Origin of the sequence: Streptomyces harbinensis, assembly GCF_900116145.1 — a bacterium.
GTDB classification, from domain to species: domain Bacteria; phylum Actinomycetota; class Actinomycetes; order Streptomycetales; family Streptomycetaceae; genus Streptomyces; species Streptomyces carpaticus.
Map to the genome: position 1 here is coordinate 870,032 of NZ_FPAB01000001.1, position 13,191 is coordinate 883,222.

The following is a 13,191-nucleotide window of genomic DNA, read 5'->3' on the forward strand; positions in this document are numbered from 1 at the left end:
CGTGCCGTCCGCCCGCCGGTGCGGGTGTCAGTAGGCGGGCAGCCGGCGCGGACCGAGGTCGGGGCTCGGCGGGGGCGGTGCCAGCGTCACCGAGGCGGCCAGCACGCTCAGCCCGCGCGGGGCGACGACGACCGGTTCCAGATGGACGGCGGCGATCTCCGCGTGGTCCTCCAGCAGCCGGCCGAGCCGCAGCAGGAGTTGCTCCAGAGCTGCGGTGTCCACCGGGCGGGCGCCGCGCCAGCCGAACAGCATGGGAGCGGCCCGGATGGAGCGCACCAGGGCGGCGGCGTCGCGGTCGGTGACCGGCAGCAGCCGGTGGGCGATGTCGCCCAGCAGTTCGGAGGCGGGGCCGGCCAGGCCGAAGGAGAGGACCGCGCCGACGGAGGCGTCGGCGACGGCGCGCACCACGGTGTCCACGCCGCGCGGTGCCATGGCCTGGACGACCGGGCGCGGGGCGCCGAGCCAGCCGAGTTCGGCCGCCAGTTCGGCGTGGGCGCGGCGCAGTTCGCCCTCGGTGGCCAGGCCGAGACGGATGCCGTCGAGGTCGGCGCGGTGCCGCAGCCCGGGGGCGGTGGTCTTCAGGGCGACCGGATAGCCGAGCCGGCGGGCGGCGCGGGCGGCGGCGTCCGGGTCGGGGGCGGGGAGGGCGGGCAGGACGGTGATGCCGTAGGCGGCGAGCAGCCGGTGGGCGCGGTCGGGGGCCAGCGGGTGCCGGCCGGCCGCCTCGGCGGGGCCCGCGGCGGTGATGATCCGGTGGGCGGCGGCCTCGTCGATGTCGTCGAAGGCGGGGAGCGTCCCGGGGTCGGCGGCGTCGGCGCGCCAGCGGGCGTGCCGTACGGCGTGGGCGAGGGCGCGGACGGCGCGCTCGGCGGAGGGGTAGCCGGGGATGCCCCGGGCGCTGAGGGCGGTGGCCAGCCCGTCGATGGCGAGATGGGCGGCCACCACGGGTATCTTCCGCTCCGGCGCGGCGTCGATCGCGGTGCGCAGGGCGGCGGCGAGGGCGTCGGCGGTGAGGCCGGGGGCTCCGGTGGGGACGGCGGTGACGACCACCGCGTCGGTGTCCGGGTCGGCGAGGGCGGCGCCGAGGGCCTGCCGGTACTCGGCCGGGCCGGCGCCGGGGGGCAGGGCGGCGCCGGTGAGCGGGGTGAGGTCCTGGGCGCGGCACGCGTCGTGGGCGATCAGGCCGAGCGCCTCGGCGTTGCCGAGCACGGCGACGCGTCCGCCGGTGGGCAGGGGCTGGCCGGCGAGCAGGACGCCGGTGTCGACGAGTTCGGTGACGGTCCCGGCTTCGATCACCCCGGCCTGCCGGATGAGCGCGGCGGCGGTGTCCTCGGGGGTATGGGTGGCGGGGACCAGGTGCCCGGACGGCAGCGCGCCGCCGCTGTGCCGGCCGCCGCGCACCACGACCACGGGTTTGCCGGCGGCGGCCGTGCGGCGGGCGAGCCGGGTGAACTTGCGCGGGTTGCCCAGCGACTCCAGGTACATCAGCACCACGTCGGTGGCCGGGTCCTCGTCCCAGAACTGGAGGGCGTCGTTGCCGGAGACGTCCGCGCGGTTCCCGGCCGAGATGAAGGTGGACAGTCCGGCGCCGGAGCCCTCCAGCTCGTCCAGGACGGCGATGGCGATGGCGGCGGACTGGGTGAAGATCCCGACCCGGCCGGGCGGCGGCAGGTACGGGGCGGGGCTGGCGTTGAGCCGGATGTCCTCGGCGGTGTTCAGGACGCCGAACGCTCCGGGGCCGATCAGCCGCATCCCGTAGGAGCGGGCGCGGCGCACCAGGGCGCGCTGGGCCTCCTCGGTGTGGCCGGCCGAGAGGACCACGAGTCCCTGCACGCCGTGCTCGCCGCAGTCGGTGAGCACCCGGTCGACCTGCTCGGCGGGGACGGCGAGCACGGCGAGGTCGACCGGCCCGGGTATGCCGCGCAGCGAGCGGTGCGCGGGTACCCCGGCCAGCTCGGTGGTGCCCTCGGGCAGCGCGTGGTTGACGGCGTACAGCGGTCCGGTGAAGCCGCCGGCCCGCAGCCGGCCCAGGACCTCGCGGCCCGCGCCGCCGGGCCCGCGGCCGGCGCCGACGACGGCGACCGAGCGCGGGGCGAGCAGCCGCTGGACGGAGCGGGCCTCGGCGCGCTGCTCGCGGGCGCGCATGACGGCGAGCGAGGCGGCGGTGGGTTCGAGGTCGAGGGTCAGGTGCACGGTTCCGTCGGCGAAGCTGCGCCGCTGGGAGTAGCCGGCGTCGGTGAACACCTTGATCATCTTGCGGTTGGCGGGCAGCACCTCGGCCTCGAACCGGCGGATGCCGCGCTCGCGGGCGACGGCGGCGATGTGCTCCAGCAGGGCGGAGGCCAGCCCGCGGCCCTGGTGGGCGTCCTCGACGAGGAAGGCGACCTCGGCGCGGTCGGCCCTCGGCGCGCCCCCGCCGCCGGGCCCGGGGCGGGCGGCGGGCCGGCCGTGCTCGTCGACGCGGTCGTAGCGGACGGTGGCCAGGAAGTCGTCGCCGACGGTGGCGGCGAGGCCGACCCGGTCGTCGTAGTCGTGGTGGGTGAAGCGGTGCACGTCCTTGTCGGACAGCCGGGGGTGGGGGGCGAAGAAGCGGTAGTACTTCGCCTCGTCCGAGACCCGTTCGTAGAAGCGGACCAGCCGCCCGGCGTCGTCGGGGGTGATCGGCCTGATCCGTGCCGTGCCGCCGTCCCGCAGCACCACGTCGGCCTCCCAGTGGGCGGGATAGACAGGCTGTTCGGGTGTCGGCATGGCTTCAGCGTACGGTTGAGGGCAGCCGTACGGGATGCCGAACGTCTCCGTGCGTGCTGGAACCACGCATGACAGGCCTTGCGGGGCCGTCCGAGTTTGAAGGGCAACACCATGGCTGAGCGCCGCGTCACCATCGGCTGGGCGGAAGGGCTGCACGCCCGGCCCGCCTCGATCTTCGTCCGCGCCACCACGGCCGCCGGCGTCCCGGTCACCATCGCCAAGAAGGACGGCGCCCCGGTGAACGCCGCTTCCATGCTGGCGGTCCTGTCCCTGGGGGCGGAGGGCGGCGAGGAGGTCGTCCTGGCGTCCGAGGCGGCCGAGGCCGAGGCGGTGCTCGACCGGCTGGCGAAGCTGGTCGCCGAGGGCCTCGAGGAGCTTCCGGAAACCGTCTGAAGGGTACGCCTTCTTTTCGGCGGAGTGGTTTTCGCACGGGATGCGACACCACTCCGCCGTCTTTTTGTGCCGGCGCCGTGAAATCGGGCAGCAAGAAATGCGCCCGGGAATGTTTCCGGAGAATTCCCAGCCGCTCGTCACAGGTGTATACGACCGGCGTTAAATCTGGGCGCGCCCCGTGTTTACGGCAGGTTTCCAGGGCTGCGCGGGGGTGGTGCGCGGCAGCTTGCGGGCCGGGGCCGCGCGCTCCAGCTGGGCGGTGGTCAGGACCCGGGCGCGTTCCGCGTCGCCCCGGGCGATGGCGTCCACCAGCGCGCCGCGCTCCTGCCAGGAGGCCACCGCGCGGCCGACGGGCTCGGCCGCGTACAGCCAGGTGATCTTGCGGCGCAGCTGGATGAGCAGCGTGGTGAGCGCGGGGCTCCCGGTGGCCTGGGCGACGGTCTCGTGAAACCAGTCGCCCAGCGACCGCAGGTCGCCCTCCTGCCCCTGACCTGCGCGCTGCCGCCCCAGTCTGACCAGGCCGCGCAGCACTTTCAGATGCGCCTCGGTACGCCGCTGGGCGGCCCGGGCCGCGCCCAGCGGCTCCAGCAGCGCCTGGATGTCCAGCAGATCGGCGGCCTCCCGCTCCCCCGGCTGGGCCACACAGGCCCCGGCGTGCCGCTTGGAGACCACGAACCCCTCGGACTCCAGGGTGCGCAGCGCCTCGCGCACCGGCACCCGGGAGACCCCGTAGCGCTGGGCCAGCTGTTCCTCGGCGAGCCGGGAGCCCAGCGGCAGCACACCGTTGACAATGTCGTCACGAATCGCCGTGCATACCGTGTGCGCGGAGATACGCATCAAAACCCCCATTGCCATGTCCGGGGAAGCCTTCTGCGTTTCCACCGGTGCTGATCGCACTGTATGGCAAGGGCGCCGGAATGCCGATAGGGCCCCCGGGAAAGGGGCTGGATTTCGGCCGTGGCGTGAATTCAGGACACGGCACCGCCCCGGCGCCGCGAGGGTCGCCGGGGCGGTGGTGGCACATGCGGGCGCGGGCCGGATCAGACCTCGTCCGCCGCGGCGCCCTCCGTCTCGCCGGCGCCGTCGCCGTCGCCGTCGCCGTCGCTGAGCACCGTGACCTCACCGATCCCCAGCTCCCGCACCGGGCCCTCGATCTGCTCCCGGTCCCCGACCAGGACGGTGACCAGCCGGTTCGCCGGGAAGGCGTTCACGGCGGCGGCCGAGGCCTCCACCGTGCCGGTTTCGGCCAGCCGCTGGTAGAGCTGCGCCTGGAAGTCGTCCGGCAGCTCCTGCTCCACCTGGTCGGCGAGCGTGTTGGCCACCGCCGCCGCCGTCTCGTACCGCAGCGGCGCCACCCCCACCAGGTTCTGCACGGCGAGGTCGCGCTCCTCGTCGGTCAGCCCTTCCTCGGCCAGCGTGCGCAGCACCTGCCACAGGTCGGCCAGCGCCGGGCCGGTGACGTCGCTGGCCACCGAGCCGTGGATGGCGAGCAGCGACAGGCCCGTGCCGTCGGCGGCGGAGTACAGCACCTGGGCGGTGGCGCGCACCCCGTAGGTGTAGCCCTTCTCCTCGCGCAGCACCCGGTCGAGCCGGGAGGTGAGGGTGCCGCCCAGGCAGTACGTGCCGAGCTGCTGCGCCGGCCACACCCGGTCGTGCCGGTCGGTGCCGACCCGGCCGAGCAGCAGCTGGGTCTGCACCGAACCGGGCCGGTCCACGATGACGACCCGGCCGGTGTCGTCGGCGGTGACCGGCGGGATGGTGAACGGCACGGCGGGCTCCGCCTGCCACACGCCGAGGGTGTCGGCGAGCGCCGCGTCCAGGTCGACGCCGGTGAGGTCGCCGACCACGACGGCGGTGGTGGAGGAGGGCCGCACATGGGCGTCGTAGAAGGCGCGCACCGCCTTGGCGTCGATGCGCCGTACGCTCTCCGCCGTGCCCTGCCGGGGCCGCGACATGCGGTGGTCGGCCGGGAACAGCGCGGCGGACAGCGCCATGGCGGCCCGCCGGGCGGGGTTGGCCAGCTCGTGCGGGATCTCGTCCAGCCGGTTGTGCACCAGGCGGTCGATCTCGTGTTCGGGGAAGGCGGGCGCGCGCAGCGCGTCGGCGAGCAGCCCCAGGGCCTTGACCAGGCGGGAGGCGGGCACCTCCAGGGAGACCCGGATGCCGGGGTGGTCGGCGTACGCGTCCAGGGTGGCGCCGCAGCGCTCCAGCTCGGCGGCGAACTCCTCGGCGTCCAGCTTGTCGGTGCCCTCGGACAGGGCGCGGGCCATGATGGTGGCGATGCCCTCCTGCCCGGCGGGCTCGGCGGTCAGCGGGGCGAGGAGGTTGACCTCGACCGCGATGACCTGCTGGCCGGGGCGGTGACTGCGCAGCACCGTCAGGCCGTTGGCCAGGGTGGACCGCTCGGGGGCGGGGAAGGCCCAGGGCTTGGGCTCGCCGCCGGCCGGTCGCGGGTGCAGGTCCATGGTGGGGGAGATCGCGTCGGTCACCGCTGGGCCCCTTCGCTGTCGTCGTGGTCCGCCTCGGCGGCGGCGGTCGTCGGCTCGTACACCAGGACGCCCCGGTTGTCGCGGCGCAGCCAGGCGGCGGCCACCTCGCGCACCTCCTCGGGGGTGATCTCCAGGATCCGCCGCACGGCGGTGAGCGCCAGTTGCGGGTCGCCGAACAGCACGGCGTACTTGCACAGTTCGTCGGCCCGGCCGCCGACGGTGGCCAGCCGGTCCAGCCATTCGCGCTCCAGCTGGGCCTGGGCGCGCTCCATCTCCTCGGGCGTGGGGCCCTCCTGGGCGAAGCGGGTCAGCTCCTCCTCGACGGCCGCCTCGATCTCGGGGATGCGCGCCTCGCCGGAGGTCTTGACGTCGAGCCAGCCGAGCGAGGGGGCGCCGGCCAGCCGCATCATGCCGAAGCTGGCGGCGACGGCGGTGCGGTCACGGCGTACCAGGCGGTTGTGCAGCCGGGAGGACTCGCCGCCGCCGAGCGCGGTGAGCGCCAGGTCGGCGGCGTCGGCGGCCCGGGTGCCGTCCTGCGGCAGCCGGTAGGCGGCCATCAGCGCGCGGGAGGGCACGTCCTCGTGCAGGGTCTCGCGCAGTTCGGTGCCGATGATGCCGTCCAGGGCGCCGTCGCGCGGCGGCTGCTTGCCGTCGTGCGGCGGGATGGAGCCGAAGTACTTCTCGATCCACGCCAGGGTCTGCGCGGAGTCGATGTCGCCGACCACCGCGAGCACCGCGTTGCCCGGCGCGTAGTAGGTGCGGAAGAACTCCCGCGCGTCCTCCAGGGAGGCGGCGTCCAGGTCGGCCATCGAGCCGATGGGCGTGTGGTGGTAGGGGTGGCCCTCGGGGTAGATCTTGGCGACCAGCCGCTCGAACGCCGTGCCGTAGGGCACGTTGTCGTACCGCTGGCGGCGTTCGTTCTTGACGACGTCGCGCTGGTTCTCCATGGACTCCTCGTCCAGCGCGGTGAGGAGGGTGCCCATCCGGTCGGCCTCCAGCCACAGGGCCAGTTCGACCTGGTGGGCGGGCATGGTCTCGAAGTAGTTGGTGCGTTCGAAGCTGGTGGTGCCGTTGAGCGAGCCCCCGGCGCCCTGGACCAGCTCGAAGTGGCCGTTGCCCTTGACCTGTGCCGAGCCCTGGAACATCAGGTGCTCGAAGAGGTGGGCCAGTCCGGTACGGCCGGGGACCTCGTGGCGCGAGCCGACGTCGTACCAGAGGCAGACCGCGGCGACCGGGGTGAGCCGGTCCTCGGAGAGCACCACCCTGAGCCCGTTGGCCAGCTTGTGCTCGGTCGCTGTCAGCCCGCCTGTGCGCTCCTGCGGGGTGGCCGTGTGGGCCATGGGCATGAGGTCCCTTCGCTGTCGAGGTCGAGACATGTGTCACCTTATGCAAGGTAGGCCGCAAGGTGTGAAGTTCCCGTACGGTACGGGACCGCGGCCGGGTCGGATTCGGGCTGTCGGTGGGTCGGGCCACAATGGTCCGCAGCACCGGGCCTGTTCACGGCCCGTTTGGTCGCTGGTTCGTATGTTCTGTTCAGTTCACAACTAAGGAGCCCGCGCGCGATGGCCCGCCGCAGTTCGAAGACCCCGTCTGGCAGGGGTGCCGCCGGAACATCGTCCGGGGCCGATGTGGAGGAGCGCATCCTCGACATCGACGTCGTCGACGAGATGCAGGGCTCATTCCTTGAGTACGCGTACTCGGTGATCTACTCCCGGGCGCTGCCCGACGCCCGGGACGGTCTCAAGCCGGTGCACCGCCGGATCCTGTACCAGATGCACGACATGGGGCTGCGCCCCGAGCGCGCGTACGTGAAGTGCGCGCGGGTGGTCGGCGAGGTGATGGGCAAGCTGCACCCGCACGGCGACACCGCCATTTACGACGCGCTGGTGCGGATGGCGCAGCCGTTCTCCATGCGGCTGCCGCTGGTGGACGGGCACGGCAACTTCGGCTCGCTCGGCAACGACGACCCGCCGGCCGCGATGCGGTACACCGAGTGCCGCTCGGCGCCGGCCTCGTCGCTCATGGTGGAGTCCATCGACGAGGACACCGTCGACTTCTCCCCCAACTACGACGGCAGCGAGCAGGAGCCGGTCGCCCTGCCGGCCGCGTACCCCAATCTGCTGGTCAACGGCTCCAGCGGGATCGCGGTGGGCATGGCCACCAACATGCCGCCGCACAATCTGGTCGAGGTGATCCAGGCCGCCCGGCATCTGATCCGGCACCCGAACGCCGATCTGGACGCCCTGATGCGTTTCGTGCCAGGCCCTGACCTGCCGACCGGCGGGCAGATCACCGGGCTCTCCGGCATCCGCGACGCGTACGAGAAGGGCCGGGGCACCTTCCGGATCCGCGCCACCGTGTCGGTGGAGACGGTCACGGCACGCCGCAAGGGCCTGGTCGTCACCGAACTCCCGTTCGCGGTGGGACCCGAGAAGGTCATCGGCAAGATCAAGGACCTGGTCAACGCGAAGAAGCTCCAGGGCATCGCGGACGTCAAGGACCTCACCGACCGCGAGCACGGGCTGCGGCTGGTCATCGAGGTGAAGAACGGCTTCAATCCGGAGGCCGTGCTCGCCCAGCTCTACAAGCTGACGCCGATGGAGGAGACCTTCGGCATCAACAACGTGGCGCTGGTGGACGGGCAGCCGCTCACCATGGGGCTCAAGGAGCTGCTGGAGGTCTATGTCGACCACCGCTTCGAGGTGGTGCGCCGGCGCAGCGAGTTCCGCCGCACCAAGCGGCGCGACCGGCTGCACCTGGTGGAGGGGCTGCTGATCGCCCTGATCGACATCGACGAGGTCATCCGGATCATCCGCTCCAGCGACAACGCCGCCCAGGCCAAGGACGCGCTGATGGAGCGGTTCGCGCTGAGCGAGATCCAGACCCAGTACATCCTGGACACCCCGCTGCGCCGGCTCACCCGGTTCGACCGCGTCGAGCTGGAGTCGGAGCGGGACCGGCTGACCGAGGAGATCGAGCAGCTGACGCAGATCCTCGACTCGGACGCGGAGCTGCGCAAGCTGGTGTCGCAGGAGCTGGCGCAGGTCAGCAAGAAGTACGGGACGCCGCGCCGTACCGTACTGCTGGACGCGGACGCCGCGCCGGTCGAGGAGGTACCGCTCCAGGTGGCGGACGACCCGTGCCGGGTCCTGCTGTCCTCCACCGGCCTGCTGGCCCGTACCGCGGACGGGAACGCCGACTTCGCGGAGCCGGCGGCCCGGGCCAAGCACGATGTGATCGTCTCCTCGGTGCACGCCACCGCGCGCGCCGAGATCGGGGTGGTCACCTCGGCCGGCCGGCTGCTGCGGGTGTCGGTGGTCGATCTGCCGCAGCTGCCGGCCTCCGCGTCGGCGCCCGCGCTGGCGGGCGGGGCGCAGCTGTCGGAGTTCGTGTCGCTGGAGGCACGGGAGCGGGTGGTGTGCCTGACCACCCTGGACGAGTCCTCCCCGGGGCTGGCGATCGGCACCGCGTCCGGTGTGGTGAAGCGGGTGGTGCCCGACTATCCGTCCAACAAGGAGGAGCTGGAGGTCATCGCCCTGCGCGAGGGCGATGCGATCGTCGGCGCGGTGGAGCTGCGCACCGGTGAGGAGGATCTGGTCTTCATCACCGACGAGGCACAGCTGCTGCGCTACCCGGCCTCGCAGGTCCGGCCGCAGGGCCGGCAGGCGGGCGGGATGACGGGGATCAAACTGGGCGACGACGCCCGGGTGATCTCCTTCACGGCGGTCGACCCGGCGGCCGAGGCCGTGGTGTTCACGGTGGCGGGCGGCGAGGAGACGCTCGTCGGCTCGCACGGGTCCGCCAAGCTGACGCCGTTCGACCAGTACCCGCGCAAGGGCCGGGCCACCGGTGGGGTGCGCTGCCAGCGCTTCCTGAAGGGCGAGGACCACCTGATCTTCGCCTGGGCGGGTGCCGCGCCGCCCAGGGCCGCCTCGCGGACGGGCGCTCCGCTGTCGCTGCCCGAGATCGACCCGCGCCGCGACGGTTCCGGGGTGCCGCTGGAGAAGGCGGTGGCGGTGGTGGCCGGTCCGGTGTGACCGACCCCGGCCGGGGCCCGTCCCCGGGTCCCTCGTCCCGTCCGGCTCCGCCGAGCCGGGTGGGGCGAGGGAGGTTAGGCTCACCTGTGTGACCCTGTGCGCGAGCGCGTCCTGGACGCGGGAGGAACCGCCGGCGGCCACCGCCGCCACCGGCACCAGCTGGCTGCTGCTGGAGCAGCCGGGCCCCTGGGGCCCGCGGGCGCTGACCGGCAGCCGGCTCGACCCCGCGCTCGGTGCGGCCCTGGAGTCGGCCGCCGAGGGCACCGGCGTCCGCGTGGCGCTGATCCGCCGCCCCGGCCGCGCCCCGTCCGGCGCCGTGTCCGGTGCCCGCCAGGTGTATCTCGCTCATACCCGCCCGGGCCGCTCCTGGGTGCGGACGCTGCGGATCACCGCGCCGGAAGAGCTGCTCGGCCTGGATTTCGCCCGTCTGGGCGGCGGCGAGCACGACGGCACGGGGGACCCGTATCACGGTGATCCGCTGGCCCTGGTGTGCACCAATGGGCGGCGGGATCGCTGCTGCGCCGAACTGGGCCGGCCGCTGGCCGCCGAGCTGGCGGTGGGCGGTGGCGTCGAGGTGTGGGAGATCAGCCACATCGGCGGCCACCGGTTCGCCCCGACCCTGCTGACCCTCCCGCACGGCTACGCCTACGGCCGGGCCTCCGCGCCGCTGGTCAAGGAGGTGGCCACCGCGCTGCGCGAGGGCCGGATGGTCACCGAGCGCTGCCGGGGGCGCTCCGCGTGGGGCCGCGCGGGACAGGCGGCTGAGCTGGCGGTGCGGGAGCTGACCGGCGAGGACGGGGCGGACGCGCTCGGCGTCGAGGAGAGCGGCACGGACGGGGCCGGCGCGGTGACCGTCACGCACAGCGACGGCCGCCGCTGGTCGGTCACCGTCGAGGCGGCGGACGGACCGGTGCTGCCGGCGAGCTGCGGCGCGGCGGCGCTGCCGCAGACCCGGATGGCCGTCACCGCCGTCCGCCCGCTCCCCTGATCACCCTCAGGTGTCGATCCGCGACCGGTCCAGCGTGGCGGCCGAGGCGGTGATGAATTCCCGGCGCGGGGCCACCTCATTGCCCATGAGCAGGCTGAACGCGGTCTCGGCGGCCTCCAGGTCGGAGATGTTGATCCGCCGCAGCGTGCGGAACCGGGGGTCCATGGTGGTCTCCGCCAACTGGTCGGCGTCCATCTCGCCGAGGCCCTTGTAGCGCTGGATGGCCTCCTTGTAGCGGGTGCCGCGCCGGTCGAGGTCCAGCAGGGTCTGCCGCAGCTCGTTGTCCGAGTAGGTGTACAGGTACTTGTCCTGGCCCTTCTTCGGGTTGCTCAGCTCGATCCGGTGCAGCGGCGGCACCGCCGAGAAGACCCGGCCCTGCTCGACCATGGGGCGCATGTAGCGCTGGAAGAGGGTCAGCAGCAGACAGCGGATGTGGGCGCCGTCCACGTCCGCGTCGGCGAGGAAGATCACCTTGCCGTAACGGGCCTGGTCGATGTCGAAGGTCCGCCCGGAGCCGGCCCCTATCACCTGGATGATGGCCGAGCACTCGGCGTTCTTCAGCATGTCGGAGACCGAGGACTTCTGGACGTTGAGGATCTTGCCCCGGATGGGCAGCAGCGCCTGGAACTCGGAGTTGCGGGCCAGTTTCGCGGTGCCGAGCGCGCTGTCCCCCTCGACGATGAACAGCTCGCTGCGGTCCACGTCGTCGCTGCGGCAGTCGGCCAGCTTGGCGGGCAGCGCCGAGGACTCCAGGGCGGTCTTGCGGCGCTGCGCCTCCTTGTGCTGCCGGGCGGCGATCCGGGTGCGGGAGGCCGCCACGACCTTCTCCAGGACGGCGCGGGCCTGCTGCTTGTCGTCCCGCTTGGTGGAGGTCAGGAACGCCTTCAGCTCCTTGGCCACCACCTGGAGGACGATCCGGGAGGCCGCCGAGGTGCCCAGGACCTCCTTGGTCTGGCCCTCGAACTGCGGCTCGGCCAGCCGGACGGTGACCACCGCGGTGAGCCCCTCCAGCGCGTCGTCCTTGACCACGTTGTCCTCGGCGACGCGCAGCAGCTTGGTGGCGCGCAGGACGTCGTTCACCGTCTGGGTGACGGCCCGCTCGAAGCCGGAGACGTGGGTGCCGCCCTTGGGGGTGGCGATGATGTTGACGAAGGACTTCACCGTGGTGTCGTAGCCGGTGCCCCAGCGCAGCGCGATGTCGACGTCGAGGTCGCGCTTCACCTCGGTGGGGATCATGTGGCCGCGGTCGTCGAGAACGGGGACGGTCTCCTTGAAGGTGCCGGAGCCGCGCAGCCGCTGCACGTCGCAGATCGGCTTGTCCTGGGCGAGGAACTCGCAGAACTCGCTGATGCCGCCGTCGTAGTGGAAGGTCTCCTCGACCGGCCCCGCACCGTCGGTGCCGCGTTCGTCACGGACGATCAGGGTGAGGCCCGGCACCAGGAAGGCGGTCTGCCGGGCACGGGCGTGCAGGGTCTCCAGGGAGAGCCTGGCGTCCTTGAGGAAGATCTGCCGGTCCGCCCAGTAGCGCACCCGGGTGCCGGTCCTGGTCTTGGGGATCTTCTTGCCCTTGAGCAGGCCGTCGGCGGGGTCGAAGGGCGCCTCGGCGCCGGATTCGGTGAAGATGCCGGGGGTGCCGCGCCGGAAGCTGATGCTGTGGGTGGCGCCGCCGCGGTCGACCTCGACGTCCAGGCGGGCGGAGAGGGCGTTGACGACGGAGGCGCCGACGCCGTGCAGGCCGCCGGAGGCCGCGTACGAGCCGCCGCCGAACTTTCCGCCCGCGTGCAGCTTGGTCATCACCACCTCGACGCCGGAGAGGCCGGTCTTGGGCTCGATGTCGACCGGGATGCCGCGGCCGTTGTCCCGGACCTCGACCGAGCCGTCCTCGTGGAGGATCACCTCGATGCGGTCGCAGTGGCCGCCCAGGGCCTCGTCGACGGAGTTGTCGATGATCTCCCACAGGCAGTGCATGAGCCCGCGGCTGTCGGTGGAGCCGATGTACATGCCGGGGCGCTTGCGCACCGCCTCCAGGCCCTCCAGGACGAGCAGGTGCCGCGCGGTGTAGTTGCCACCGGTGTCACTTCCGGTCAGCAGTGCGGTGGATGGCACGGACGTGTCGGCGGTCACGCAGTTCGCTCCTCGCTGAATTCTGCTTCGGGTGGCAGGTTCGCCGCTCAGAGGGTACCGAGGCCCTGTAGAGCGGTTGTGCACTCCCCGGTGGAGTGTCCGGAACGGTACGAAATCGATCCCTTGTTCGATAACTCTTTCGGGTGACGTGTACATCACGTTCCCTTCGACGCATGAACCATTTAGGCTCCGGGCACGTCCTCCTGAACAGAGCAGGACCGGATACACCGAAGTAGCCGACCACCACCACGACTGTCCACACACCCTGCAATACGGCTCATTCGCCGCCACCCGGCAGCGTTCGGCCACCTCGACCGACGAATTTCGGGGAAGAAAGCCGCGAGCGGGAACGTTTTCGGCCTGGTTGGATGTTGACCCTGGTACGACAGCTCGTCGAGCTAGAGAAGAGGCG

At 72.7% G+C, this 13,191-nt stretch carries 8 protein-coding genes; 3 read left to right on the plus strand and 5 right to left on the minus strand.

The genetic code is table 11. The annotated features are described in order from the left end of the window. Positions 1-27: 27 nt before the first annotated feature. Positions 28-2,748: a bifunctional acetate--CoA ligase family protein/GNAT family N-acetyltransferase gene (locus BM385_RS03910; protein WP_093842173.1), complete on the minus strand. Its 2,721-nt coding sequence runs from the start codon at positions 2,746-2,748 to the stop codon at positions 28-30. Between the two features lie 111 nt (positions 2,749-2,859). On the opposite strand from BM385_RS03910, the gene BM385_RS03915 reads away from it, so the two are divergent. Further along, positions 2,860-3,141, plus strand: coding sequence for an HPr family phosphocarrier protein (locus tag BM385_RS03915; protein ID WP_026047671.1), 282 nt, complete (start codon positions 2,860-2,862; stop codon positions 3,139-3,141). Positions 3,142-3,300: 159 nt separating this feature from the next. On the opposite strand, the gene BM385_RS03920 is transcribed toward BM385_RS03915, so the two are convergent. The 3 genes from BM385_RS03920 to BM385_RS03930 form a co-directional block, all read right to left on the minus strand. After that, a complete protein-coding gene (locus BM385_RS03920) occupies positions 3,301-3,978 on the minus strand; it encodes a GntR family transcriptional regulator (protein ID WP_093842174.1) in 678 nt (225 codons plus the stop codon). A 203-nt stretch (positions 3,979-4,181) separates the two neighbouring features. Next, complete coding sequence (locus BM385_RS03925; protein ID WP_380979332.1) at positions 4,182-5,606, minus strand: M16 family metallopeptidase; 1,425 nt, start codon at positions 5,604-5,606, stop codon at positions 4,182-4,184. 20 nt (positions 5,607-5,626) lie between these two features. Continuing rightward, on the minus strand, positions 5,627-6,976 hold the full coding sequence (locus tag BM385_RS03930; protein WP_026047669.1) for a M16 family metallopeptidase: 1,350 nt from the start codon (positions 6,974-6,976) through the stop codon (positions 5,627-5,629). A 216-nt stretch (positions 6,977-7,192) separates the two neighbouring features. Between BM385_RS03930 and BM385_RS03935 the strand changes: the two genes are divergently transcribed. Both BM385_RS03935 and BM385_RS03940 read left to right on the plus strand, forming a co-directional pair. Next, positions 7,193-9,667 carry a DNA gyrase/topoisomerase IV subunit A gene (locus BM385_RS03935; protein ID WP_093842176.1) on the plus strand — a complete coding sequence of 825 codons (2,475 nt, stop codon included), beginning with the start codon at positions 7,193-7,195 and terminating at the stop codon, positions 9,665-9,667. Positions 9,668-9,755: 88 nt separating this feature from the next. Continuing rightward, positions 9,756-10,655, plus strand: coding sequence for a ferredoxin family protein (locus BM385_RS03940; protein ID WP_019435133.1), 900 nt, complete (start codon positions 9,756-9,758; stop codon positions 10,653-10,655). 6 nt (positions 10,656-10,661) lie between these two features. Here the strand turns inward: BM385_RS03940 and BM385_RS03945 are convergent, their stop codons facing one another. Beyond that, entirely contained in the window at positions 10,662-12,779 is a 2,118-nt protein-coding gene (locus BM385_RS03945; protein ID WP_093842177.1) for a DNA gyrase/topoisomerase IV subunit B, read from the minus strand. Positions 12,780-13,191: the final 412 nt, after the last annotated feature.

Excerpts from the sequence above, each read along its gene's own strand:
- BM385_RS03910 (WP_093842173.1), bottom strand. The coding sequence starts at position 2,748 with ATGCCGACACCCGAACAGCCTGTCTATCCCGCCCACTGGGAGGCCGAC.
- BM385_RS03915 (WP_026047671.1), top strand. The coding sequence starts at position 2,860 with ATGGCTGAGCGCCGCGTCACCATCGGCTGGGCGGAAGGGCTGCACGCC.
- BM385_RS03920 (WP_093842174.1), bottom strand. The coding sequence starts at position 3,978 with ATGCGTATCTCCGCGCACACGGTATGCACGGCGATTCGTGACGACATT.
- BM385_RS03925 (WP_380979332.1), bottom strand. The coding sequence starts at position 5,606 with ATGGACCTGCACCCGCGACCGGCCGGCGGCGAGCCCAAGCCCTGGGCC.
- BM385_RS03930 (WP_026047669.1), bottom strand. The coding sequence starts at position 6,976 with ATGCCCATGGCCCACACGGCCACCCCGCAGGAGCGCACAGGCGGGCTG.
- BM385_RS03935 (WP_093842176.1), top strand. The coding sequence starts at position 7,193 with ATGGCCCGCCGCAGTTCGAAGACCCCGTCTGGCAGGGGTGCCGCCGGA.